This is a genomic window from Bradyrhizobium sp. Leaf396 (assembly GCF_001424605.1).
Lineage (GTDB): Bacteria > Pseudomonadota > Alphaproteobacteria > Rhizobiales > Xanthobacteraceae > Bradyrhizobium > Bradyrhizobium japonicum_C.
The window spans coordinates 20,573-43,516 of the sequence record NZ_LMQJ01000012.1 but is presented as its reverse complement, the minus strand read 5'-3'; the positions used below and the strand labels follow the sequence as shown (position 1 = coordinate 43,516).

At 63.5% G+C, this 22,944-nt stretch carries 25 protein-coding genes; 2 read left to right on the top strand and 23 right to left on the bottom strand.

Annotated elements, in window-relative coordinates; translation table 11 throughout:
* Positions 1-100: 100 nt before the first annotated feature.
* Positions 101-679 carry a MarR family winged helix-turn-helix transcriptional regulator gene (locus ASG57_RS13295; protein WP_057196493.1) on the top strand — a complete coding sequence of 193 codons (579 nt, stop codon included), beginning with the start codon at positions 101-103 and terminating at the stop codon, positions 677-679.
* A gap of 14 nt (positions 680-693) precedes the next feature.
* On the opposite strand, the gene ASG57_RS13290 is transcribed toward ASG57_RS13295, so the two are convergent.
* Positions 694-1,635, bottom strand: coding sequence for a hypothetical protein (locus ASG57_RS13290; RefSeq protein ID WP_057196492.1), 942 nt, complete (start codon positions 1,633-1,635; stop codon positions 694-696).
* An 806-nt stretch (positions 1,636-2,441) separates the two neighbouring features.
* Here ASG57_RS13290 and ASG57_RS13285 point away from each other — a divergent pair.
* Positions 2,442-3,212, top strand: a complete 771-nt coding sequence (locus ASG57_RS13285; RefSeq protein ID WP_024339357.1) for a response regulator transcription factor — start codon at positions 2,442-2,444, stop codon at positions 3,210-3,212.
* Positions 3,213-3,413: 201 nt separating this feature from the next.
* On the opposite strand, the gene ASG57_RS13280 is transcribed toward ASG57_RS13285, so the two are convergent.
* The 22 genes from ASG57_RS13280 to ASG57_RS13180 form a co-directional block, all read right to left on the bottom strand.
* The gene (locus tag ASG57_RS13280) at positions 3,414-3,872 is read right to left on the bottom strand and encodes a hypothetical protein (protein ID WP_057196491.1); all 459 of its coding nucleotides are present in this window, start codon (positions 3,870-3,872) and stop codon (positions 3,414-3,416) included.
* Positions 3,869-4,381: a flagellar biosynthesis protein FlgN gene (locus tag ASG57_RS13275; protein WP_156402665.1), complete on the bottom strand. Its 513-nt coding sequence runs from the start codon at positions 4,379-4,381 to the stop codon at positions 3,869-3,871. Before ASG57_RS13275 ends, ASG57_RS13280 begins: the two co-directional genes overlap by 4 nt.
* 39 nt (positions 4,382-4,420) lie before the next feature.
* On the bottom strand, positions 4,421-4,903 hold the full coding sequence (locus ASG57_RS13270) for a rod-binding protein (RefSeq protein WP_057196490.1): 483 nt from the start codon (positions 4,901-4,903) through the stop codon (positions 4,421-4,423).
* Positions 4,900-5,319 carry a hypothetical protein gene (locus tag ASG57_RS13265; RefSeq protein WP_024339353.1) on the bottom strand — a complete coding sequence of 140 codons (420 nt, stop codon included), beginning with the start codon at positions 5,317-5,319 and terminating at the stop codon, positions 4,900-4,902. The genes ASG57_RS13270 and ASG57_RS13265 overlap by 4 nt, the downstream gene beginning before the upstream one ends.
* 7 nt (positions 5,320-5,326) lie before the next feature.
* Positions 5,327-6,079 (bottom strand): flagellar biosynthesis protein FliR, encoded by a 753-nt coding sequence (gene fliR, locus ASG57_RS13260; protein ID WP_024339352.1) that lies wholly within the window; start codon positions 6,077-6,079, stop codon positions 5,327-5,329.
* On the bottom strand, positions 6,076-8,157 hold the full coding sequence (gene flhA / locus ASG57_RS13255; RefSeq protein ID WP_024339351.1) for a flagellar biosynthesis protein FlhA: 2,082 nt from the start codon (positions 8,155-8,157) through the stop codon (positions 6,076-6,078). The genes fliR and flhA overlap by 4 nt, the downstream gene beginning before the upstream one ends.
* 77 nt (positions 8,158-8,234) lie before the next feature.
* A complete protein-coding gene (fliQ, locus tag ASG57_RS13250; RefSeq protein ID WP_024339350.1) occupies positions 8,235-8,501 on the bottom strand; it encodes a flagellar biosynthesis protein FliQ in 267 nt (88 codons plus the stop codon).
* Positions 8,498-8,911: a flagellar hook assembly protein FlgD gene (flgD, locus tag ASG57_RS13245; protein WP_024339349.1), complete on the bottom strand. Its 414-nt coding sequence runs from the start codon at positions 8,909-8,911 to the stop codon at positions 8,498-8,500. Before flgD ends, fliQ begins: the two co-directional genes overlap by 4 nt.
* Positions 8,912-8,926: 15 nt before the next feature.
* The gene (gene flbT / locus ASG57_RS13240) at positions 8,927-9,337 is read right to left on the bottom strand and encodes a flagellar biosynthesis repressor FlbT (protein ID WP_024339348.1); all 411 of its coding nucleotides are present in this window, start codon (positions 9,335-9,337) and stop codon (positions 8,927-8,929) included.
* Complete coding sequence (gene flaF, locus ASG57_RS13235; RefSeq protein WP_024339347.1) at positions 9,337-9,681, bottom strand: flagellar biosynthesis regulator FlaF; 345 nt, start codon at positions 9,679-9,681, stop codon at positions 9,337-9,339. The genes flbT and flaF overlap by 1 nt, the downstream gene beginning before the upstream one ends.
* 68 nt (positions 9,682-9,749) lie before the next feature.
* Positions 9,750-10,796: a flagellar hook-associated family protein gene (locus ASG57_RS13230; protein ID WP_024339346.1), complete on the bottom strand. Its 1,047-nt coding sequence runs from the start codon at positions 10,794-10,796 to the stop codon at positions 9,750-9,752.
* A 3-nt stretch (positions 10,797-10,799) separates the two neighbouring features.
* Positions 10,800-12,275 (bottom strand): flagellar hook-associated protein FlgK, encoded by a 1,476-nt coding sequence (gene flgK, locus ASG57_RS13225; RefSeq protein WP_024339345.1) that lies wholly within the window; start codon positions 12,273-12,275, stop codon positions 10,800-10,802.
* 32 nt (positions 12,276-12,307) lie between these two features.
* A complete protein-coding gene (locus tag ASG57_RS13220; RefSeq protein ID WP_057196489.1) occupies positions 12,308-13,540 on the bottom strand; it encodes a flagellar hook protein FlgE in 1,233 nt (410 codons plus the stop codon).
* A gap of 90 nt (positions 13,541-13,630) precedes the next feature.
* On the bottom strand, positions 13,631-14,212 hold the full coding sequence (locus tag ASG57_RS13215) for a transglycosylase SLT domain-containing protein (RefSeq protein ID WP_028145897.1): 582 nt from the start codon (positions 14,210-14,212) through the stop codon (positions 13,631-13,633).
* Positions 14,163-15,509 carry a flagellar hook-length control protein FliK gene (fliK, locus tag ASG57_RS13210; RefSeq protein WP_057196488.1) on the bottom strand — a complete coding sequence of 449 codons (1,347 nt, stop codon included), beginning with the start codon at positions 15,507-15,509 and terminating at the stop codon, positions 14,163-14,165. The genes ASG57_RS13215 and fliK overlap by 50 nt, the downstream gene beginning before the upstream one ends.
* On the bottom strand, positions 15,506-16,681 hold the full coding sequence (locus ASG57_RS13205) for a chemotaxis protein (protein ID WP_024339341.1): 1,176 nt from the start codon (positions 16,679-16,681) through the stop codon (positions 15,506-15,508). The genes fliK and ASG57_RS13205 overlap by 4 nt, the downstream gene beginning before the upstream one ends.
* On the bottom strand, positions 16,678-17,991 hold the full coding sequence (locus ASG57_RS13200) for a MotB family protein (RefSeq protein ID WP_024339340.1): 1,314 nt from the start codon (positions 17,989-17,991) through the stop codon (positions 16,678-16,680). Before ASG57_RS13200 ends, ASG57_RS13205 begins: the two co-directional genes overlap by 4 nt.
* Before the next feature lie 6 nt (positions 17,992-17,997).
* On the bottom strand, positions 17,998-18,696 hold the full coding sequence (locus ASG57_RS13195; protein WP_057196487.1) for a hypothetical protein: 699 nt from the start codon (positions 18,694-18,696) through the stop codon (positions 17,998-18,000).
* Positions 18,693-20,318, bottom strand: coding sequence for a flagellar basal-body MS-ring/collar protein FliF (gene fliF / locus ASG57_RS13190; RefSeq protein ID WP_024339338.1), 1,626 nt, complete (start codon positions 20,316-20,318; stop codon positions 18,693-18,695). The genes ASG57_RS13195 and fliF overlap by 4 nt, the downstream gene beginning before the upstream one ends.
* 112 nt (positions 20,319-20,430) lie before the next feature.
* Positions 20,431-20,565: a hypothetical protein gene (locus ASG57_RS39640; protein WP_283805272.1), complete on the bottom strand. Its 135-nt coding sequence runs from the start codon at positions 20,563-20,565 to the stop codon at positions 20,431-20,433.
* Between the two features lie 51 nt (positions 20,566-20,616).
* Positions 20,617-21,531 (bottom strand): flagellin N-terminal helical domain-containing protein, encoded by a 915-nt coding sequence (locus ASG57_RS13185; RefSeq protein WP_024339337.1) that lies wholly within the window; start codon positions 21,529-21,531, stop codon positions 20,617-20,619.
* A gap of 273 nt (positions 21,532-21,804) precedes the next feature.
* Positions 21,805-22,713 carry a flagellin N-terminal helical domain-containing protein gene (locus ASG57_RS13180; protein ID WP_024339336.1) on the bottom strand — a complete coding sequence of 303 codons (909 nt, stop codon included), beginning with the start codon at positions 22,711-22,713 and terminating at the stop codon, positions 21,805-21,807.
* Positions 22,714-22,944: the final 231 nt, after the last annotated feature.

Below are 22,944 nucleotides of genomic sequence, written 5' to 3'. Positions count from 1 at the left end.
CGGCGACGGATGAAGGAGCGCCTGCGGGTTGATGCTGGTCCACTCAGATTGCGCCGCCCAGAGCTCAATTGAATAAACGTTTATCCGACTTGGAACTGAAATGAATTTGGCTCGCGAATCGATCGAACTGTTGGAGCAGGCCGCGCGTATCCTGTGGTTCGAAGGCACCAAGCACGGGTTGCGCGACCGCGAATGGATGGCGCTGCGATTCCTCTCTCGCGCCAATCGCTTCTCGCGGACGCCCTCTGCGCTCGCGAGCTACGTCGGCACCACGCGCGGCACCGCTTCGTTCATCATCGGCGAGCTCGAGCGGCTCGGCTATCTCGAGCGAAAGCGCTCCGCCACGGACAAGCGGTCGGTGACGCTGAGCGTGACGCAGCAAGGCAAGAAATTCCTGGTGCGCGATCCCGTCAACGTTCTCGTCGAGGCGATCGCCGTACTCGACGACGACGTCAAGATCCGCTTCCGTGACACGTTCCGCCACGTTCTGGACCAGTCGGACGCCGCCGAGCAGCGGCACCACACCGATGTTTGCAAGCGATGCATCTTCCTGCGGGAAGATCGCATCACGACGGACAACAAGACGACCGTCGAGTTCAGCTGCCGCCTGTTCCGCGCCCCGATCGCGGAGGCAGAGGTTGATCTGCTATGCACCAGCTTCGAGCATCACCGCCAATAGAAGGCGGCGCTCGATCAGGGCGTCGCCTTGCGTGACGAATAGACGACGCCGCCGCTGGACTCCACCACCAGGCGCCCATTCTCGCTCCTGATCTCTTCGATGCGGCCAAGCCCCGGCACCTGTTGCCCCAGCACGGCCTCGACGACGCCGTTCGGGCCTTGCAGGATCGCGATGCCCTCATAGGCCTGACGAACCGACCAGCCCTTGATCGTCTTGCGTGGCGCCGACGCACGCTCGGCCGCAGGCACCGAGCCCGTGAATTCGGGCGCTGCAACCGAGGCCATCATCGGCCCTTGCTGCGGCGCCGGCTGCGCTTGCACAATTGCCGGCGCCGGAGTCTGGGCCTGCACCTGAGCGATCTTATCGAGCTTCGCCGTCGAAGACGAGCTCACCCGCTCGATACGGTCCAGGTTCTCGGCAAACCTGCCGAAGCGATCATTCGTCGCCTTGCTCGATTGATCGACGGCGGTGCGCAAGCCGTCGAGATTCTCGGACATTCCCGATACCTGCCTGCGCAGCTGCGCGACGGTCTCACGCAGATGTCTGATCTCCGCATTTGCCGTGACATTGTTCTGAGCGGGTTGGGTGGTGAGATATGCGATCACGCCGGTGCAGGCGCAGACCACCAACATGGCAGCGACCGCCAGGGTTGCGAGCGGCGCGACCCACGGCGGACTGGCTGGCGGCGGCTTCGCCACGATGACGGCCGGCTTGATCACGGCCGCCGCAGGTTTCGGAATCGCCATCTTGTCGAGGCGTGCCTTGGCACGAATCCGTTTCAATCCCTCGAGCGCCTCTTTCGCGAGAACTTCGTCGCTCGCCACGGCAGAAACACGCCTTGCGTCCGCAGCCGGCTTGGTCGCTCGCGTCGAATTATCGCCTGCCTCCGCAACCGGCTTCGTCGCCGCGGAGGCATCCGCGGTCGCATTGGGACGAGCTTGTCCATCGGACGACATGTGAAAATGCTCCGCTCTGTTCGAACTGTCGAACGGTGACGTTATTTGCCGAAGCTTGCCCGAAACGTACGCATCGCACTTTCATCGCGTGAGGCCACTTGATGCAATCGCGCCATACACGCGGCGATAGTGCGACTCGAAAGACACACACGCGCCAAGACTTCGCCAAGCTGGAGGCGCGCCTCCGAGCGTGAGTCGAATTGTCGCACGAAGAAGAGAGACAGCCCGTGTCAATCCGGGGTTCAAATCCCTCACAGGGCATGAATCACGGCAGCGCTCGGAAACAGCTGTAATTCCAGCGGTTGCGGAACTTTACAACCTCCATGATGCAGAACTAGTTAAACATCAAAATCAACTGCTACGTTTGGATGCATCAAGAAACAACCTGAAGCGAATCAACAGCATCAAGCAGACATAGCAAACGGTTTGCTACGCACGCTTGATCGGAAATCGGCAATTGTTACGGTCCTACTCAAGTGATTCTCGCCGGTTGGCGACGAGACCGACACAGTTCAGTGGCGTTCGGACGCAATGAGCTACTTGGCGCAACTGTTCTAGTCGTTTCTCGATCCGCTCCGCGAGGTGATCCGTACGACACCCGCCGAGCCTCACAGTAAGCGTTTCAGTATCGAGTCGGAGTAGCAGGCCTGCGAGCAGCGGGCACTGAATGCGTAGGGCTGCCCGTGAATATCGACACCATAACAACGGTTCGCGGGAAGGAATGTCGTCAAACAGCATCGTTGCCGAGCCGGAGCATCACGACAACCAGCCGGCCGCAGCAAGTGCGAAACAGGGGCGAAAGACTGATGTTTATTATCGTTGATGATCGCGAGAGCGTCGCAAGCAGCTACGTCGGAGGGCTCGTTCGCGAAGGCGTATCGTCCATCGGCTTCTCCTCAGGAGAATTCTGGGACTGGCTGCAGTCCGCGAGTGAAGCAGATCTGGCGGCGGTGGACGCCTTCCTGCTCGGGGATTGCGATGCCCGTGGAAGCCTGCCGCGGGCGATGCGCAAGCGCTCCTCTGCTCCCATCATCGCCGTGAGCGGCCAGAAGATGCTCAAGAACACGCTGGAGCTGTTCGAATCGGGCGTCGACGACGTCGTGCACGTCCCGATCCACCTGCGCGAGATCCTCGCCCGGACGGCCGCGATCGCGCGCCGCCGGGTCGGCGAGCTGCCGAGGCCCTGCGAGAGCAGGATCCAAGTCTTCTTCAACGGCCGAGACCCGGAGATCGCGGGCCACGCGCTCACCCTGCCCCGCCGCGAACTGCGCATTCTCGAATATATGGTCGCCAACCACGGGAAGTGGATCACCAAGACGCAGATATTCAACGCCGTCTACGGCATCTTCGAGTCCACCTTCGACGAGAGCGTGATCGAGAGCCATGTCAGCAAGCTGCGCAAGAAGCTCCGCGACCGCCTCGGCTTCGACGCGATCGTGGCCCGGCGTTATGTCGGTTACCGCCTCAACATCCCGGCCGGCGAGACCCTCGACGAGCAGGTGCAGGAGCTCGACGATGTCGGCATCCTCTTGAACAGGGCGCATGCCGTGCCGGCGGCATATCCGGCGGGCAACTGACACGGCATCTCCAGCGTCTTGGCCGGGCTTGTCCGGCCGTCCACGCCTTCTTTGTGGCACAAAAAGACGTAGATGCCCGGGACAAGCCGGGCATGGCGAGCTCTGCTGAATGGTCAATTGCGGTTGCCCTCGACACGGTGGGAGCAACGGAGAGGTGTCGCCCTATCGGCCGATACGCGCCTCCACGCCAGCCGTCACGCGCTACGGCTTCTGCTGGAATTCTTCCTTGGACACGTAGTTGAAGTCCTCGACCAGAACGTCCTGGACGATTTCAGCCTGCATACGCTCATTGACACGCTGCTTGATGGCTGTCGTCAGGATGGAGAGATCGTAACGGGCGAGCTTCCTGAAATCGAGGCGATCGTCGGCATAGATCCTGCGGAAGGCCTCGTCGACAACAAAGGGCTCCGGCGGCACCGTCAGCTGGTGCATCGTCCGCCCCTCCACGGTATAGACGAAACGTGCGACGATGTAGCCCTGCACGTTGCCGTTCTCGACCATTGGCACGCTCAGGACTCGCGTCTTCTGATATTGCAGCCCGTCGAGATATTCGTCCTTCGCCGGCAGCAGGCTGCCATTCTCCTTCCAGTAGGCCACCGCATAGCTCGTGCCCACGGTGAGGATGCACACCCAGAGCCCCGCCAGCACAAGTCTGATCATTGTCCGTCCTGCGCCGCGCGGCCGGTATAGGTGCCGTCCGACTCGGCTTCCTTGATCGCCTTCACGATGATGGCGGCGACCTCGCGCACCGCGTCGTAGTGCATTTCCAGAATCGAACGATTCCGCTCGAGTCTCTCGCGCAACCGCTGGATCTCCTCGGTGATCTCGACTTCGCCACCAAGATGCATCCGCGCCCGCATCAGGCGGACGAACTCGAGCATGCTCCGGCTCTTGCGCGCGCTGAAATCGTCGAAATTGATTTTCTGCCCCGTCGCGAGCGCGACCGTCTCCTCCTCGACGATGCTCGCGAGCCGACGGATTGCGGCCAGCAGGCCGCGCACCTCGTCCGATCTCACCGCATCCGCAGCGTCAACCATCATCTCGCCGCCCGCGGCCGGCAACAGCACGGGGAGCAGCGCATCATTTGCTGCTCCTTCCGTCGTCGTCATTTCGGTATCCGCGAGCGTCTGCTCCATCGTCATGGCCGCCGCGCCTTCTTGTAGCTGCATCGGAAGTTCACCCCTCAAGTTCTGTCACCCTTCTGCGGATCATGATCCGGCCTTCTCCGCAGCGCGCGGCCCATCCGGACGTGCGGCGGCGAGCTGCTTGGCGATGCCAAAGCCCTTGCCCTTCGCCAGCTGGTTGCCAAGCTGCTCTGCAAGCATCGACTTCCAGACGCCACCAGCCGTGCCCTTGCCAAAGATCTCCTCCGACTGTTTCGGCAACATTGTCTCGACGAAGGTCTGGAGGATGAAGGCCTCGAACTTCCGGTAAACCTCGCCGGAGGCCGGCGCCTTGATGACCTGCACCGGCGCGCCGTTTACCGCGTCAGACCTTACTTCCGCAGCCTTCGTTGCGGATTGATCGGCAGCTGCCGCCCTGGCCCTGCCGACCTCCGCCTCCATCGCGACCGTGAAATCGGCATCGGAGGATCTCAGTGCATCGAGCTTTGCGGTGGCCGCGCGCTGCGCCACGGGGTCGGCGGCTTCGAGCACATCGAGAACGAGGTCGGTTGTCGCTGTCACGATCATGTCTTGTTTCCCTTGGCGATCGCCGGCGTCCAATGGCTCAAGACCAGGTTTGCGCCTGCCATATCCTCGAGCGAGCGCTTCTCCGCTTCACGCAGCTTGTCCGCAAGCGCCGCCTTCGCGACCTCCTCGAGTTGTTTCACGCGGCGGCTTTCCGCGCGAACCTGGTCGAGCTGCTGCGAGGCCTGCGCCCGCACGCTGCGTGCGCCGACGCTGGTCCTGTTCAAACGCCGCGCGATCGAATCGCTCGACGATCCCGTGGGCGGGGTGCCATCGTTCAGGGCTCCGACCAGCCATTCCTGCTCGTCCTGCAGGCTGCGCTCCTGCTCTCGCAATTGCGCGAGCTGCCATTCGGACAGCCGAAGCTGGAGCTTCACGAGAGAGACCATCCGGCCGAGCTTGTCCGCGCGCGATGTCATGCCCTGATCACTCCGCCAGCGTCAACGAGACACCGAGCATGAACTGCGTCAGCAACTCGTCGCTCGTGAGATAGAGCAGCAGAAAGCCGCCGAACAGCACGAAGGGCACCGAGATGAAATAGACCGGAATCGCCGGCGTCAACTTGTTGATCAGTCCGACCGCCAGGTTGACGATCACGGAGTAGACGATGAAAGGGCTGGTGATCCGCAGCGTCAGCACGAACGCTTCCGAGAGACGCCCGACGAGCAGGTCGAGCGCCATGCTGCCGCCGAGCCTGCTGCCGGGATGCCAGACGTCGTAGGAGTTCATAAGCCCGCGCAGCACCTGCCAATGCTGGTCGGTCATGAAGAACAGCGTGGTGACGGATGCCATGATCAACGGCACCAGCGCCGGCGCCGGGTCGGTATCTCCGATGGGCGTGCCCGGGATGTTGCTGAGCCCGATCGCGCTCGCCATCATGGTCGCCATGGTCTGGAGCGCCAGGAAGAACACCCGCCCGCCGAGCCCGATGACGCTGCCGACCACGAGTTCGGAGCAGATCAGGAGCGCCAGCGTCAACGGCGCCGCATTGTCCGTGAGCGGTTTCAGGACCGCGACCAGGACGGGCGTCAGCGCAAAGGTCGTGACGAGCGCGACGAACAGGCGCACCTGGGGCGGAACGTTGACGCTGGAATAGCCGGGCACCAGCATCAGGCAGGCGCCGATGCGGCAGAACACGATGAACGTCACCAGCACGCTGTCGGCGAGGCCGCTGATCACGATATGGCCCCGAGCGCCCTGATCTCGGCGCTGCGCGCAACTTCGACATGCGACAGGATGGGCAAGGTCGGAAACACCCGCTCCAGGATCATCCGAACATACGGTCGGGCTTCGGGAGTCACCGCCAAGACCACGCTGGTGCCGATCTCGGTGAACTTGCGGATCGCGGTGCTGGCTTCGGTCGCGAATTGCTCGATCAGGCGCGGGTCGGCGTCGAACTCGATGACGTCGCCCTTGGCGTCGCGCTTCAGGCTCTGGTGGAACGCGAGGTCCCACCGGTTGCCAAGACGGAGCACGTTGAGCACGCCATTGTCGGAGAGGTCGCCGCAGATCTGCTGCGCAAGCCGCGTGCGCACGTGCTCCGCGACCTGCTCGGAGCGGCGCACATGGGGCGCGATTTCGGCGATTGCCTCGAGGATGAGGTGAAGGTTGCGAATTGAGACTCGCTCGGCGAGCAGGATCTTCAGGATCGCCAGCAGACCCGAATAGGAGATCTGCGAGGGGCAGAGATCCTCGACCAGGCGCTTGTACTCGGGATCGAGCCGGTCGAGCAGGGCCCGCATGTCCTTGTAGGAGAGGAGCTGGGCGAGGTTCGCCCTGATCACCTCGCTCAGATGGGTGAGCAGCACCGACAGATTGTCGACCGGCTTGCAGCCCTGCCGCTTGACCTCGTCGGTGAAGGCTTCCGTCACCCACAGCGCCTTCATGCCGAAAGCAGGCTCGATGACCTCGTCGCCGGGTACGTCGGGCTTGCCATCCTTGTCGACCAGCACCAGCACCTCGCCGAGCCTGAGTTCGCCATGGGCGACGCGCGTGTCGTGGATCCGGATCTGGTAACACTTGGGGTCGATCGACAGATTGTCGGTGAGCTTGATCTCGGGAATGACGAAGCCGTATTGCTTGGCGAACTTCTTGCGAATCTTGGCGACGCGGTGGGCGAGCTCGGTGCGCGAGCCCAGCAGATGGACCGAGAGGTGGCCGCCGAGCGCCAGCTCGATCTCGGCGGTCTTGAGCTGCTCCTTGACGGATTCCTTGGCCTCCGCCTGGGCGCGCTCGTCGGCCTTGCGCGCATCCTCCTTCTGTTTCAGCGCGGCCTGCCGCTTCGGCAGCGAATAGCCGACGAAGGCCATAACGCCTCCGAGCAAAACGAACGGCGCCATCGGCAGACCCGGCATCAAGGCGAGCACGAACATCATCAGCGCGGCAGCCGACACAGCGCGCGGATATCCGCCGAGCTGCCGCAGCACCGCCTGCTCCGCAGAGCCCCTGGTGCCGCCCTTGGAGACCAGAAGGCCTGCCGACAGCGACACGATCAGCGCCGGCATCTGCGACACCAGGCCGTCGCCGACGGAAAGCTTGGTGTAGACGTCGGCAGCGCGGGAGAGGGTCAACCCGTGATGGGTCACGCCGATGACGATGCCGCCGAAGATGTTGATCGCGGTGATGAGCAGGCCGGCGATGGCGTCACCGCGGACGAACTTCGAGGCACCGTCCATGGCGCCGAAGAACGCGCTCTCCTCTTCCAGTTCACGGCGCCGGCGCTGGGCTTCCTTGTCGTCGATCAGGCCTGCGGACAGGTCGGCGTCGATCGCCATCTGCTTGCCGGGAATGGCGTCGAGCGTGAAGCGGGCCCCGACTTCGGCGATACGCGTCGCGCCCTTGGTAATCACGACGAAGTTCACGGTGACGAGGATAGCGAAGATGATCAGACCGATGACGAAGTCGCCGCCCATGACGAATTTCGAGAAGCCGGCGACGACGTGGCCGGCCGCGTGTTCGCCCTCCCCGCCCCGCGAGAGGATCAGCCGCGTGGTCGCGATGTTCAGCGCCAGGCGCAGGATCGTCGCGATCAGCAGCACGGTCGGAAAGGCCGAGAAGTCGAGCGGCCGCTGGATCCACAACGCGACCATCAGGATCAGCGCCGACAGCGCGATCGAGAACGCGAGGCCGAGATCGATCAAGATCGGCGGAATCGGCAGGAACAGGATCGTGAGCATGGCCACGATGCCGCCCGCGAAGAAGGCGTCCGCTCCGAGGCGGCGCGGGCTGGGCAGGCTGGCAGCTAAGGTATCGGCCATGAGTCACCGGCAGAGAGGTCCGGCTCGCAATCTGCCGCGCAAAGCTTACGCGAGGGTGGTGGCAGGTCGCCGCCCGGTCAGAAGCCGCGCTCGATCCGCGAATAGACCAGCTCGGTGAAGGTCGACAGATGCGCGCCGATGAAGGAGCCGGAGATGGCGACGACCAGGAGGATGACGATGATCTTCGGAACGAAGGTCAGCGTCACCTCCTGGATCTGGGTCAGGGCCTGGATCAGCGCGATGACGGTGCCGACCAGCATCGCGGCGCCGACCGCGGGTCCGGAGGCGACGATGATGGTCCAGATCGCCGCCTGGACGATGTCGAGGGCGTCCCGCTCGTTCATGACTGGCTGATCGTGAGCCCGGGGCCGACCGCAACCTTCGTGCCATCGGCGAGAGTTGCGATGGAGCCGTCGCTGTTGATCGAGACGGAAACGACTTTGCCGCTGAAACTCGCACCGGTCGAGTCCGTGAAGCTGACCGTCTTCCCGATCAGCCCGTTGGCTTGCGACAAGGATTGCGACGACAGCAGTGCGTCCAGCTTTGCATTCGTCTGCATTGCCTGCTCCACCGTCGAGAGCTGGGCGAACTGGCTCATATACTGCGCGGTATCCATCGGGTTGGTCGGATCCTGATTCTTCATCTGTGCAATGAGCAGCTGAAGAAACGTATTGTAGTCCACGCTGTTGCTCGACGTCGCCGACGTCGTGCCGTTCGAACTGGACGACTTCTCGGTCGCGCTGGTGACGTTCATCTGGCCTCTCCGCTGTCAGGCAGCCTCGAATGGGGAAACGGTGGCAGAGCCGGCCAGGATGGCCTGCTCCACCGGAAACAGGGCGCGAATCCGCTTGAGCGCCTCGAAGTAGCGGGTGGCCGTAACCAGCTCATCGACTGCGCCTAGTCCATCCAGCATCTCGCGGTTCTCGCACACGGCAAACAGGGCGGCGAGATGCTGAGCGTAGAGCGTAGCCGCGTCCCGGACGTCAGTCGGGTTCATCAGCATGAGCTGGACGATGAAATAGAGCTGCCGCAGTGCCGTGGTGGCGTCGGAAGCCTGCATGACCTGCCCTTCGAGCAGGAACATCACGTCGTTGACGAGCTCGACCGAGACCTTGCGGTCCACGCGGAGCACCGCGCCGTTGACGTAGATTCGTTCGCCGGCGCGCAAGGAGATCTTCATTAGAGCGCGTCTCGGATCAGGCGGTTGATTTCGATGAGCTGCTCCACGTCGTTCGACCGTTGTTCCCGGAGCCGATCGGCTTCCTTGACGACCCACAGGCCGATCGAGATGATGTCGGCACGCAGCTTTTCGGGAAGTGCGTTCTCCGGGTGCGCCAGATCCTCGATGAAGATCGTCCACAGTCGCCGCACATAGAGCAGGCTTTCGACCAGATCCTCGACACTGAAGCGATCCTTCTGGATCCGCTCGAGCCGGCCGATGCCGAGGCTGAGTGCCTGCCGCTCGCGGCTGCGCGCCTCATAGGCACTGTCGTCAACGACTGCTTCATAGGCTTCAAACGTCATCGGGACCACTCTGCGCAAGAGACCGAACAACTAGACAAAGGTTACGAGCCTGACAGGGCCGCCTTGGCTCAGAGATAATTGATGAGACTGATCTTCTGGAGCTGCGAGGTGAGCGCCAGTGCCGTCTGGATCTGGGTCTGCAGCGTGTTGACCCGGACCGAAGCCTCGGTCGGGTCCACCTTCTCCATTCCGACGATCTGATTGTTCAGAATGTCCTGCTGCGTCTTCAGCTTGGCGGTTGCGGTGGTGATCCGCTGCTGCACCGTGCCGACGGCACCTCCGAGCGCAGCAAGATCGTTGATGGCGTTACCGACGAGGCCGATCGCCTTGTCCACGACGACCTGAAATGTCTCCTGGCTCAGGCTTACGTTCCCCAGGTCGGCCATCATCGTGTACGCCTCGGCGAGCCTGCGAAAGCCGATCTGATTGGCGCTGACCGAGGTATCGGTGATCTCCGTCGTGGAGATGCGGCTTTGCATGGTCTGGTCGGTGGCCGATGACCAGTTGGTATTCCAGGCGGGGCTCGCGAACTCGGCATCGAAGGTCGTGTCGAGGAAGGTCTGCATCTGGGCGGGGGTAATGGTACCCACGCCGGGCGAGGATTGCGAGAAGCCGAAGGCCGCGAGAAAGTCGGCGTCGACCTGGTTCTTGCTGGCCGAGCCCGCGGTGTAGGGCGTGATGGGCGCGTTCTGCGTGTTGATGCCGGAGAACAGATACGAGCCGTTATATGAGACGTTCAGCGCACCGATCAGATCCTGGAGATTGGAGGCTGCAGGCGGCAGGATGACCCGGCCGCCGCCGTCGGTACTGCGTGCCGCGATCAAATCCTTGAGGAAGTCCGTGGCGGTCTCGCTGAGCTGGGTGATCCGGTTCTGCGTCACGTCCAAGCGCCCCGCGACCAGCCCGTTGGTATCGACGAGCTGATCGGCGAAGCTCCAGTCCGCCCGCAGCGTGAGGTCGCTCCCCGTCGTCGCACCGAGCTCGAGGCCGACGTCGTAGAAGCGCCCGGTGGTCGCCTCCATCGAGGCCCTGCTGAGTGCCGCCTGATTGCCTGTGATCGAATACCTCAACGACGAGGACAACATCAGGGTGGAAACGTAGTTCGCGCTCATCATGACTCAATTCCCCACGGCAGCCAGCAGGCTTTGCAGCATCTCATCTACGGTCGAGATGATCTTTGACGACGCCGAATAAGTGCGCTCGACCTGGAGCATCAACGCCATCTCGTCGTCCATGTTGACGCCGTTGACGTTCGACAATGCGGTGATGCTGCGGTTGAGCAATGTGCTCTGGTACTCGGAGTTGTCGTTGGCGGTCTTGCGCTGGTTTTCGATCCAGCTCGCCGACGACGATGCAAAGTCGATCAGGCTGCCGCTCGGCTTGCCTTGCGTGGTCGCATCGAACGGCTGCGACGCATCCATGTCGCCGATGAGCTGCTGCAGCCGGGCCGAATAGCCACCGTCGCCGGCGGTGTTGTATTGGTAGGCAGGATTGCCGCTGATGGCGCCGTCGCGCAGCAGGTTCGGGTTGCCACCCAAGGCCGGATCGACGGAGGCTGCAACCGAAATCGTACCGGCGAGTCCTACCGAGACGGTGGCGCTCGCGGGCATCGCCGGCGCACCGGGATAGGTGAAGAGACCGGGAACGTCGGGCAGCGCTGCGGCCGTTTGATCGCTTTCTCTGAACGTATTGATCAGGCCGCGCGCGATTTCGTCGAGCTGACTCTGGTAGGTGACGGCGTCCTGGTCGCGGAGCTGAGCGAGACCCGCGAGCTTGCCCGACTTCAGTGGCATCACCGAATTGGCGCCGGTCACGGGGACGCCGTCGATGTAGACGGCATTGCCCGTGGTCGCGGCGGTGTAGGCATTCGTCGGCGCAAAGCTGACCGTCCGCGCCGTCTTGTCGAACAGAACGACGCCGCTATCCGCATAGAGCGCAGCGTCGCCATTGGGCCGGATCGACATGGTGACGCCGACCTCCTGCGACAGCTGCGAGACGATGTTGTCGCGCTGGTCGAGGTAGTCGGTGATGTCGTCGCCGGAGATCGTGCCCTTCACGATCGCAGTGTTCACGGCATCGAACTGGGAGAGCAGCTGGTTGATGTTCTGAACGGACGTCCTCATGTCGGCATCAGCGCTCTCGCGGACCGACTGCACGGTCTTGGTCGCCTGGTTGAGAGCGCTCGCCATGTCCTTGGCCGATGCGACGGCCGCCTGCGCCAGCGTGGTGTTGTCGGGGGCGTTGGCATACTTCTGGAGCGCCTGCTTCAGCGCATTGAGCTGTGCGGTCGGCGATTGCTCGAGCTCTGGATCGTCCACAGTCGCGGCGGCGATTCTCTGGAGGCCATCATAGATCGCGCTTTGCTTGGCCGATGACGAGGTCGCGACCAGGACGTTGTCGTAGAGCCCGGAGCTGGCGGCGCGCTGGATCGCCGCGACATAGACGCCGGCGCCGGGAAGATTGTCCAGCTCGGTCAGCTTGCGCGAGTAGCCGGTGGCGCTGGCACCGGCGATGTTGCGCGAGATGACCGACGACTGGATGCTCGACGCCATGAGCGAGGAGCGGGCCGAGTTGAGAGCGGCGGTAAGGGACATGGTGCTCTTGCCCGAAACGAGCGTTGAAGAATTCAGCGCTTCAGGTTGACGACGACATCCAGCAGATCGGCGCCGGTCTGGAACGATTTCGAGTTCGCGGTGAAGCCGCGTTGGGCCTCGATCATCCCAGTGAGCTCGTCCGCGAGGTCGACGTTGGAGGCCTCCAAGGCACCGGACTGGATCGTGCCGAGTCCGCCGGTGCCGGCATTTCCGGCCTGCGCGTTGCCGGAATTGAGGTTGGTCGAATAGACGTTGCCCGGCTCGGGCGTCAGATTGTCGGGGCTCGCGACGTCGGCGAGCATGATCGTGTAGAGCGTCAGTTGCTGCCCATTCTTGAGGATCGCCGTCACGTGGCCCGCATCGTCGACGTCGACCTTATCGATGGCCGCGGGAACGCTGCCATTGACGGTGGCCTTGAAGCTGAAGTCGGTCCCGACCTGCGTCATGTTCGACAGGTCCATGGTCAGTGCCGCACCGCCGGGGACAGTCACTGTGAGACCGGTCGGGCTTGCCGCGGCCAGCGCGCCCCTGCCGGCCGCCGTGGTGTCGAAGGTGAAAGTGGTGGCGGCCCCCAGCGAGGTGCCCGTCGCGGAGTCATAGACCTCTATCTGCCAGGTATCCGAGCCGGCAGCGGTCGCGGTGTGGGACATATAAACGTCAAGCGTAACGGCCTGGCCGATATTGTTGTAGGCCACGATCGAGCTTTTCGATGAATACGATGCCGGGCTGGGCGGACCTGCGATGATGGCTGCTTCCGGATCCAGATTGCCGGTCGTGAGCGTTGCCGTCGTTGACGGCACAGGCACTTGCGGAATCTGGGCAATGTTGACGATTTGCATGCCGGCCAGGCTGTTCTGCGAGAAGTTGGTCACCAGACCAGGCTGCCCAAGAAGATAGTAGCCCGCCGCATTGACCAGATTGCCCTGACTGTCCGGCACGAAGGAGCCGGCGCGCGTTAGAAACTGCTGCGTGTTGTTGGCGTTCGACACCACGAAGAAGCCGTTGCCCTGGACGGCGAGGTCCGTGCTCGACGTGGTGAACTGCGTATGTCCGGGATCCGAGATGGCGTAGCGGATCGTGGTCTCGACGGCGCCAGAATCGTAATTGCCCGAGCCGCTCTTCAGGATTAGCGAGGAGAACTCCGTGGAGGCCCGCTTGTAGCCGGTTGTGTTGACGTTGGCGATGTTATCCGAGACCGTCGACAGCTTGTTGGACTGCGCGTTCATTCCGGAAACGCCGGTGCGCATAACGCCATACAGGCTCATGAATTGGGCTCCTTTGGTAGGTTGCGGCTACAATGGGGCGTCTTGCTTGCGCGGGGCTGATGATTGGGCGCGATGCACAACTTCCTGTTGTCAGGTCGTTCTCGGCTGACATAACGAGCGCGCCTTGTCGGTCCACGCACCGAAGCCGCTCGAGACGAGATGAGCGACGATGTGACAGACGTAGCGCTTCTGGGCCGGCTGGTTGTTGGGGCCTGCATTGTAGCGGGCGACGGCCATGGTCCAGCTGCCTTCGCGCTGCTTCAGCTCCTTGAGGAAGCGCGCGGCGTACTCGACGTTCCTCGCGGGATCGAACATGGCCCGAACCGAAGCGAACTTGTCGCCGTGATAATAGTGGTTGATTTGCATACAGCCGAGATCGATCAGCTTGATGCCTTTGCTGCGCATCGCGTCGAAATTCGCGATTGCGTCATCCACGTCCTTGGCGAACACCGTCTGGCCGGCGGCACCGAGAGCGTAAGGATGGAGTGCGCCGCGCCGGCCGGTCTCGGTCAGGCCGACCGCATAGAGAATGCCGAGCGGAATGCCGTGCTGACGCGCCGCGCGTGCCATCTCGCGCTCGCAGGGGCGCGCAGTTTCGGCGGCCGCCTGGGCGGCGCCTGCATTAGAGATAAACAGGGCCGCGACGAAGATGCGGCGCCACGTCCTGATCATGACGCGTCTCCTGACTGAACTGGCGCTCCTGGCGAGCCTGCTTGGCGCCGCCGTCCGATTGCCCCGACGACGTTCCGGTGCCGCCAAACGTGCCTTGCGACTGCGGTGACGATTGATGCTGACCCGCGAGCTGCGGCTGCGACTGGCCGGAGCCGCTTTGGAAGGCGTCCAGCGAGCCGTGCTGGACCGGCGCAACATCAGCGACATAGCCCGCCGACTGCATGAGGTCGCGGATCTGATCGCGTTGCCGGTCGAGCAGCTGGCTCGTGTCCTTGCGCTCGGCCGCAAGCTGGACGGACACTTCAGTGCCGACGAGGCGCAGGCGCAAGGTGACATTGCCGAGCGCGGGTGGCTCGAGATTGACGGTCAGTATCTTGAGCGGCTGATCCGGCGCATTGGTCTGGGATGCTGCGAGATCAGGCGCCGCGGCCATGGTCGGTCCCGAGGACTCTTTCAGCTCGGTGACGGCCGCATTGGCGACCTGTTGCGGAGCGTTGAACTGGGCCGGAGGCAGATGGGTCTCCTGCTGGACCACGGTGAGCTTGGTCGTCTCAGGGAGCGCGGCGCGCGCCGAGGTTTTGGCGGCCCGCTCAACGTTTGCCGTAACCGCCTCGAAGCCGGGTGAAGCCGGCATTGTGCTCGAAGACTCCCCACCTTGTGTCGACGCGGGCTGCGGCGCCATCGTTTGCGAGACGGCAGCCTGCGAGCGCGCGGCGGTTGCTGCGGTGCTGGGCGGAGTGCTATCGGACGGCGCCGTCTTCGCCGCACCCGTGGTGAGCGGGTCGCGCTTAGCCGCCCCGGAGCGCTCGTCGCGCGCGGGGGCATCCTTGTCGGTGGACTGCAACGCCATCTGCGTTTTCACAGCGGGCGCGGCGGCGACCTCCTGCCCGAGCACCGCAACGGTGCTCGACTGACCCTGGATATCTGTCCCGGTGGCATGATCCACCGGAAGTGGCCTCTCGGACGACCCGTCGGCCTTCTTCTCGGAGGAATCCTCTGGAGACTCTGGCCGCTCGGACGCTGCGATGCGTTCGTGCAGCGCCGTAGCCTTCTTCGCCTGCTCGGCCGGATGGGCCAGATGCGTGCGCAGCGCTCCGGCGCTCGCGGTGGTATCGCCGCCATCATCGCCCAGGGCTTGTTTGGCGAGATTCGAGACGGTGTGGAGCAGATCGTTGAACGACGAACTTGCCTGCGACTTGACCCCGGAGCCTTTTGCCGAACGCGACGTCTCGCGCACATTGAGGCTCTCGGCAAGCGCCGAGAAGAGCTGTCCGGAGGTTCCACTGAGTTTGGTCATGGACGGCGGTCCCTGGTGAGGAGTTCGAGCTCGCCCAGCTGCTTCTGCGCGCGCGCGAGCATCCCGGTCGACGAGGCCAGATCGAGTCGCGCCGGCGTTGCCGGAGGTTTGTCGGCCGCCGCGGCGGATCCGCTTGCGAACGGCTTCCGCACGTCGAGCGCGAGCTGCACCGTGGCATTCAGGAGAGGAACGTCGCGCTCGGGCAGCTTCGCGCGGTCGAGCGCCTTCAGCTCGGCGAGACCGCCGTCATATTCGTCTGTGAGCACTCGCGAAGCGCCGCGGAAGAAATGGGCGCGCTCGCGTTCCACTGATGCGTCGGCGCTGAGCGTGAGGGCCCGCTCGCCGGCAAGCCGGGTCACGGGCAGCCGACCACGCACCATGGCCGCGCGCGCGATCACCAGATACAGCGTGAGGCGGCTTGCGCGATCGATCTGCTCCAGCAGCGCGGCGATCCGCGCAAATCGGCGCTCGTCCAGCGCCAGGTTCGATTGCGTCAGCCCGGTGGAGAAGCGCTGCCAGAAATCGCCTGCATAGATCGAGTTGCGGTAATGGCGGATGTAAGCCAGCGTCAGGAACTCAAACTTCTCGAAATCCTCCGCTTGCCCCACCAACAGGATCTCGCGCCGCAGCGCCGCCTCCTCGACCAACGTGCCGGGCAACAGCAGGCGCGCCTCGTCCAGACGCTCGATCGCGAACGATGCCTCTGCACGCGCGAACAGTGCGCCCTGGACCAGCGCGACCTGTCCGCCGAGGCCCGAGGGAATCGTTCTCGGCTTGATGTCCTTGAGCAGCTCCCGCGCTTCCTCCTGACGTCCCTCGACATAGGCAAGCGCACCATTGAGCAGCCGCTCGTCGACCTTCATCTTGTCGCGCGGCAGCTTGCGAACCAATTGCGGCGCTCCGCCGCTGAGCAGGTAGATGACGACGGCCTGTCCGTTCTGTGGATTGCTCCATACGCCGGGATCGGCAGCGAGAAATTTGTCGCCGATCTGCCGAATCAGCGCGATGTGGCTGTTATGTGCGGCGGTGTCACCGTTGGAGATACCGTCCTGTACCGCCTGTAGCGCGCGCACGAGCTCATAGGGTTCATCGAGCCGGGGCACAGATTGAGCAAACGCATTCGCCGCCGTAAAGAGCAGCAGCAGGGCGGCGTGGCGCAGCAGCCTGATCAAGGGCGTTTCTCCCGGATCAGGATTTCGATCCGCCGGTTCTGTGCAGCCGCCGGATCATTCGGAAGCTTCGGCCGCCGGTCGGCATAACCTTCGATATGCTCGATCCTCCGCGCGTCCACCCCGGAACGAACCAGCATGTAATAGGCCATCTGCGCACGAGCGGTCGACAGCCGCCAATTGTCATAGGTTTCCGAGCGATACGGCCGATTGTCGGTATGGCCGCGCACGATGACCATGCCCTGCCGCTTCGTCAGCAGCGGGCCGATCTTGTCGATCACGCGGATCAGTTCGGGCCGCGGCTCGGCCGAGCCGACCGCGAACATGCCGAAGCTCGCATCGTCGGTCAGGCTGATCAGCAGACCCTCCTCAACCTGACGCACCTCGGCCGCTGGCCCCGCGCCCGCCTTGATATCCGACAGCGCGTCCGCGATTGCGGACTGAAGGTGCTTGAGGGTCGGCTGCTGCGCTTGCGCTGCATCATGCGGTTCGGACTCTTTCGCGGTGTCGTTGGATCGCGCCTGCGCGGCGGTATTGGCCTGGACGCCAGCTTGAGCAGCGCTGCCCTCCCGTGAGGATTGCGTCGGCGCAGGCCCCGGCGGCAGCAGAGGCGACAGGCTCGCGGACGGGATATCCGCGTTTGGCGCCATGCTTCCGCCGGTCTCGTCCACCTTGGCACGATGCGCCGGCGGCTCACTCTGAGCGGCTACGGAGACATCGCGCGCGGAAGCATTCGGCCTGGGCTCGCTCTCGATGAAGCGATCCGCATCCTTGGACGCTTGCGGCGCCAGCCTCCAATAGCCGGGATCGAAGGGATCACGGTAGGCATCGCCACCTTTGAGGCCCTCCTCTTCGGCAGATGTCAGAGCGCCGGCACGCCGCTGGCCCGAAGACTGGTTCGCGCTGCTGGCGATTTCGGCAAGAGTCGCATAGGGATCGCGGAACAGAACCTTTTCCTCGTAGGAGGCCGGCTTCTCGGCAGTTGGGGAGTCGCCGCGGCGTTCTTCATTCGGTCCGGCCGGCTGGCGCTTGCCATCCTGGCCTTCGAACGATGACGGCTCCTTCTTTGAGAGGTCCTTGAGCCCCTTTGGGGCGGGTGCGTTCTCCGCGAGCTTGATCGGGTTGAAATAGCTCGCGACCACCTGCTTCTGGTCCTGGTTGAGCGCATTGAGCAGCCACATGACCAGGAAGAAAGCCATCATCGCGGTCATGAAGTCCGCATAGGCGATCTTCCAGACGCCGCCGTGATGTGCCTCCTCGGCGAAGGCGCTGCGCCGGCGGACGATCACGATCTCATGCTTGACCTCTTCCATGGCGGACTACCGGCGCGCCTCCTTAAGGCGTTCACTCCATGCGGAGATCTGCGTCTCGATCACGGTTTGGTCAGCGACGACGCGGACCTCGAGAGTCTCGGCCGCCTCATACACAATGCCGGTTCGTCTGGACGCCTCGAGTTGCGTCTTGACGAGATCGAGCAGATCGCTTCGGCCCGTGACCTTGAAGGCCGGCACCGAAGAGTTGCCGGTTAGCGCCGCGATTTGCTCGACCAGCGATCCGATCGCCTTGTCGCGCACCGCGTCCGTGAGGAACGGCAGCAATATCCGCGCAACGGAGCTTGCGATGTTGGTCTCGATCTCACGGCAGGCTGCCTCGAATCCGCTGACGATTGCGACAGCCTGCTGGTCGGACCATTTCGCCCGCTCCTCGCCCAGTCGGATTGCGCTGCGCACGCGTTCCTCGGCCAGCTTGGCGTCGCTCTCTGCGACGCCGGCCGCATGGCCGCGCCGATAGGCATCGTCCAGGAGATTGACCGACGGAGCCTCCGTCGCGGGCGGCGCTGGGGACGCCTGCGGTTGTGGCTGCGGCTCAGCCTGAGCATGCGATCGAGGCGGCGGCTCGCGCCGGGCTTCCTTCTGCCTGGTCAGCACGTCCTGGATTTTCGGCGGCGGAGGCGGCGGCGACTTGACGCGGCCATTCGCATCGAACTGCGTCAGGAGTTTTCCGATTGCCGCGTTCATGCCGCCTCCTCACGCCGCATCCAGTCCTTTAGGATCGCTGCCGCCTGCATCTGGTCGAGTCGGACGATCTGCTCGAGCCGCTTCTGCGGCGTACGCTGCATCTTGCCTTCGAGGTCTTCGACGAGGTTGAGCTCCGTCTCCTCGCCCTCGGGTAAAGCACTCGCTGCCGCAGCCTCGAGTTGGGCGACCTCAGCCGCCTCGACCTGCTCCTGCTCCGCGCGATGGGTCAGTATCCCGTTGACCGCCGGCCGCAGCCCGAACCACACCAGCATCGAAGCGACGGCCAGAATCGTCACCGCGTTGATGACGCTGCCGAGCTGCTTGTTGATCATCTCGACGAAGCTGATCGGCGGCACTGGGGCCAGCTCACGCGAACCCTCGATAAAGTCGACGGCCGTCACCTGGATCTGGTCGCCGCGCGTCTTGTCCAGCCCGCCCGCCGTCGCCGCGAGCTGGCTTATCTCTGCGAGCTTGCTGTCGACAATCGCCTGGTTGCTCTTGTCGCCGAGATCCGCGACCAGCCGCGCTCGGTTGACAAGGACGGCAATGAACAGCTTCTTGACGGAATAGCCGTCGCTCACCGTCGTCGTCGTCTTGGACGAGACCTCGAAATTGGTGACGTCCTCGCGGCGGGTCTTGTCCTCGCTGGAGTTCTTGCCGCCGCCGGCATTCACCTGCTGGTCGGGAAGATTTTGCTGCACCGTGGTCGGCGTCGATCGGTCCGCGTTCTGCGAGGATTCCTTCTCGCGCACGGCCCGTACCGAGCGCTCGGCGCGGTTCTCGGGATCATAGACGGTCTCGTTGATCTGCCGCTTGTCGGTGGACAACTGCGGAGCGACGCTCACCTCGAAATTGTCGAGGCCGAGATACGGCGTCAGCGCCTTGCGGATGTTCTCCTGCACCATTCCGCTGACAGTCTTCTGCAGGCTCGCCATCTTGCTCGGCGCGGCGCTCGCCTCATCCTCTTCTGCGAGCAACATGGATCCGTCAGCGTCCAGCACAGTCACCTTGTCGCGGCTCATGCCGGGGACGGCAGCGGCGACGAGATGACGGATCGACTGAGCCGTGCGCGCCTCGATCGCACTGTCCGTGCGGAGCACGACGGACGCCGACGGCGGCTGCTGCGTTGCGCGAAACGAGCCGCGCACCGGCAGCACGATATGTACGCGCGCCGCCTTCACGCCTTTCATTAATTGCACCGTGCGGGCGATCTCGCCTTCCAGTGCCCTGAGCTTGGTGACCTCCTGCATGAACGAGGTCAGGCCGAGCGAGCCGATCTTGTCGAACAGCTCGTAGCCGGAATTGGCGCTGGTCGGCAGCCCCTTCTCGGCGAGCAGCATTCGCGCCTGCATGGTCTGGCTCGGGCGGACCGAAACCGCATCGCCGGCGGCGTTGACATCGAAGGCGATGTTCTGCTCGCGCAGCGCTGCGCCGATGCGCGTCACGTCTTCTCGGGTGAGGCCTGTGTAGAGCGTTTCGAATTCGGGGCGGCTGAGATAGTAGGTTCCGCCAACTACGGTGACGAGAACCGCAAAGCCGATCAACCCCAAGGCCATCAGGCGGCGCGGCCCAAGCTCCAGCAGATTGTTGAGCAGTTGCTGTACCTGCGCACGACTGAGCATATGACCTCGTACCAATGCTAATGGTGAGGACACTCAGCTGCCAACCTTGTCTGAAGGTTGCGCGGGCCGGGAATGTGTCAGTTCGCTCGCGAGGCGTTGCAATTTTACAAGACTATTGCGCGACGCAATAGGTCTCGCAGCCAAAAGCGGCGCTCGGGCGCATGACGCGCTCGGCCGCGGTGTAGTGCATGAATTCGCGCAGCGGAGGCTGATTGCTGGCTCGTCCCGTGCTGCGTCCGCCGATCATGGCGGGACCGTGCTCCCTCCGAGGGAGCACGGCCGTCGTCGAAAGCGCTGCTTAGCCGCGGAACAGCGACAGGATGCTCTGGCTGTTCTGGTTAGCGATCGAGAGCGCCTGAACGCCGAGCTGCTGCTGGGTCTGCAGGGCCTGGAGGCGGGTCGATTCCGCGTTCATGTCGGCGTCGACGAGCTGACCGACACCGCGGTCCACGGAATCCATCAGGGTCTTGACGAATTCCGAGTTGGTCGAGATGCGGTTCTTGACCGCGCCGAGATCGGCAGCGGCCGAGCTTACCGAGTTGATCGCGGCGGTGACCTGCGCGATATAGGCATCGAGCGTGGTCTGGTCAGCGGCCGAGTCGGTCAGGGCGGAGATATTGATCGTGTCGACCGACGCACTGCCGCTCACGGTGTCCAGAATGCCGGTCTGCGTGGTCGAGTACAGCGTGTAGTTGGCGGTCGTCACCGTGATGGAGCCGATGGTGGGCGTGCCGCCAACCCGCGAATACGACGACACCAGGTTGAAGCTCGTCGGCGTGGTGCCGGTCGTCGTGCTCAGCCAGTTGATGCCGTTGAAGGTGGCCGAACTGGCCTTCAGCTTCATGTCCTGCTGGATCTGCGTGATGTCCGCCTGGATCTTGGTACGGTCGATACCCGCGGTCTTGGCTTCCACCAGGAGCGCCTGGAGCTTGGTCAAGCCTGATTCCTTGTCGCCGATCACCGAGGTCAGAGCGGTGTATTCGGTATCGACGGTCGCGGCCGACAGGCCGAGCGAATCGGAGACCGCGGAGAGCGCGGCGTTGTCGGAGCGCATCGACGTCGCGATCGACCAGTAGGCGGCATTGTCCGAGGCGGTGGCCACGCGCTGACCGGTTGAGATGCGGTTCTGCGTGGTGGCGAGTTGCGCGCTGACAGACCGCAGGGTCTGGAGCGCGGTCATGGCGGAGGAATTGGTGAGAAGACTAGAACCCATTTTGATGTCCCTTTGGAGATTGAATTGAGTTTTGGGGGACATACCGGGCTTGCACCGGTACGGCAGAGCGGCGTCATGCCTTTGGGCTCCCGCAAACGCGGGTTCGCGGCCCAACCTGCCGTAGCGGAGAGGTTAGCGGGCGAGGCTTGTGCGAGGCTTGTGGCTCCGTGCTCGAACTGCAACAGGCAGCCGAAATCTGGGCGCGCGCGGCGTCACGTCAAATGAAAGGCCGCGCTTCGCGAGAAGCGCGGCCCTCCCTCCATGAACGAGGTCTTATCGGAACAGCGACAGGATGCTCTGGCTGCTGTTATTGGCGATCGAGAGCGCCTGAACGCCGAGCTGCTGCTGGACCTGAAGGGCGGCGAGGCGGGTGGATTCCGCATTCATGTCCGCGTCGACGAGCTGACCGACACCGCGGTCGACCGAGTCCATCAGCGACTTCACGAAGTTGGTGTTGGTCGAGATACGGTTCTTGACGGCACCAAGATTGGCGGCGGCGGAGCTCACCGAGTTGATCGCAGTAGTGACCTGCGCGATGTAGCCATCGAGCGTGGCCTGGTCGGCGGCCGAGTCGGTCAGTGCGGAGATGTTGATCGTGTCGACGGAAGCACTGCCGCTCACCGTGTCCAGAATGCCGGTCTGCGTGGTCGAATAGAGCGTGTAGTTGGCGGTCGTCACGGTGATGGAACCGATCGTGGGCGTGCCGCCGACACGTGAGTACGACGAGACAAGGCTGAAGCTCGTCGGCGTGGTGCCGGTCGTCGTGCTCAGCCAGTTGATGCCGTTGAAGGTGGCGGAGTCGGCCTTCAGCTTCATGTCCTGCTGGATCTGAGTGATGTCCGCCTGGATCTTGGTGCGGTCGATACCTGCAGTCTTGGATTGGACCAGCAGCGCCTGGAGCTTGGTCAGACCCGAGTCCTTGTCGCCGATCACCGAGGTCAGAGCGGTGTATTCGGTGTCGACGGTCGCGGCCGATAGGCCGAGCGAGTCCGAGACTGCCGACAGCGCGGCGTTGTCTGCGCGCATCGACGTCGCGATCGACCAGTAGGCGGCATTGTCCGAAGCGGTGGCCACGCGCTGGCCGGTCGAAATCCGGTTCTGCGTGGTGGAGAGTTGCGAACTCACAGACCGCAGGGTCTGGAGTGCGGTCATGGCAGTCGAGTTCGTAAGCAGGCTTGACATTGCGAATGTCCCTTTATGTACGCGTTACATTTTCACGAGGGGACATACCGGGCTTTCACCGGTACGGAAGGGCGGCATCATGCCTTTGGACTGATGTGGGTGGGGTCCAACCCGCCGTGCTGCATCGCTAGCACGCCGAATCTTGCTCCCGGATTAAGATCTGCGCGAATTTCGCAATGATATCATATGGTTAAGATTACCAACCGCTAACCATAGCCGGCTCGTCTCGCT

Bases quoted from the DNA above. Each gene is read 5' to 3' on its own strand.
- ASG57_RS13195 (WP_057196487.1), bottom strand. From the start codon at position 18,696: ATGAACGCGGCAATCGGAAAACTCCTGACGCAGTTCGATGCGAATGGC.
- ASG57_RS13295 (WP_057196493.1), top strand. From the start codon at position 101: ATGAATTTGGCTCGCGAATCGATCGAACTGTTGGAGCAGGCCGCGCGT.
- ASG57_RS13185 (WP_024339337.1), bottom strand. From the start codon at position 21,531: ATGGGTTCTAGTCTTCTCACCAATTCCTCCGCCATGACCGCGCTCCAG.
- ASG57_RS13280 (WP_057196491.1), bottom strand. From the start codon at position 3,872: ATGATCAGACTTGTGCTGGCGGGGCTCTGGGTGTGCATCCTCACCGTG.
- flgD (WP_024339349.1), bottom strand. From the start codon at position 8,911: ATGAACGTCACCAGCGCGACCGAGAAGTCGTCCAGTTCGAACGGCACG.
- ASG57_RS13180 (WP_024339336.1), bottom strand. From the start codon at position 22,713: ATGTCAAGCCTGCTTACGAACTCGACTGCCATGACCGCACTCCAGACC.
- ASG57_RS13290 (WP_057196492.1), bottom strand. From the start codon at position 1,635: ATGTCGTCCGATGGACAAGCTCGTCCCAATGCGACCGCGGATGCCTCC.
- fliQ (WP_024339350.1), bottom strand. From the start codon at position 8,501: ATGAACGAGCGGGACGCCCTCGACATCGTCCAGGCGGCGATCTGGACC.
- flgK (WP_024339345.1), bottom strand. From the start codon at position 12,275: ATGTCCCTTACCGCCGCTCTCAACTCGGCCCGCTCCTCGCTCATGGCG.
- ASG57_RS13275 (WP_156402665.1), bottom strand. From the start codon at position 4,381: ATGCAGCTACAAGAAGGCGCGGCGGCCATGACGATGGAGCAGACGCTC.
- ASG57_RS13230 (WP_024339346.1), bottom strand. From the start codon at position 10,796: ATGATGAGCGCGAACTACGTTTCCACCCTGATGTTGTCCTCGTCGTTG.
- ASG57_RS13270 (WP_057196490.1), bottom strand. From the start codon at position 4,903: ATGATCGTGACAGCGACAACCGACCTCGTTCTCGATGTGCTCGAAGCC.
- flaF (WP_024339347.1), bottom strand. From the start codon at position 9,681: ATGACGTTTGAAGCCTATGAAGCAGTCGTTGACGACAGTGCCTATGAG.
- ASG57_RS13285 (WP_024339357.1), top strand. From the start codon at position 2,442: ATGTTTATTATCGTTGATGATCGCGAGAGCGTCGCAAGCAGCTACGTC.
- ASG57_RS13215 (WP_028145897.1), bottom strand. From the start codon at position 14,212: ATGATCAGGACGTGGCGCCGCATCTTCGTCGCGGCCCTGTTTATCTCT.
- fliF (WP_024339338.1), bottom strand. From the start codon at position 20,318: ATGCTCAGTCGTGCGCAGGTACAGCAACTGCTCAACAATCTGCTGGAG.
- ASG57_RS13200 (WP_024339340.1), bottom strand. From the start codon at position 17,991: ATGGAAGAGGTCAAGCATGAGATCGTGATCGTCCGCCGGCGCAGCGCC.
- flbT (WP_024339348.1), bottom strand. From the start codon at position 9,337: ATGAAGATCTCCTTGCGCGCCGGCGAACGAATCTACGTCAACGGCGCG.
- flhA (WP_024339351.1), bottom strand. From the start codon at position 8,157: ATGGCCGATACCTTAGCTGCCAGCCTGCCCAGCCCGCGCCGCCTCGGA.
- ASG57_RS13265 (WP_024339353.1), bottom strand. From the start codon at position 5,319: ATGACATCGCGCGCGGACAAGCTCGGCCGGATGGTCTCTCTCGTGAAG.
- ASG57_RS13220 (WP_057196489.1), bottom strand. From the start codon at position 13,540: ATGAGCCTGTATGGCGTTATGCGCACCGGCGTTTCCGGAATGAACGCG.
- fliK (WP_057196488.1), bottom strand. From the start codon at position 15,509: ATGACCAAACTCAGTGGAACCTCCGGACAGCTCTTCTCGGCGCTTGCC.
- ASG57_RS39640 (WP_283805272.1), bottom strand. From the start codon at position 20,565: ATGATCGGCGGACGCAGCACGGGACGAGCCAGCAATCAGCCTCCGCTG.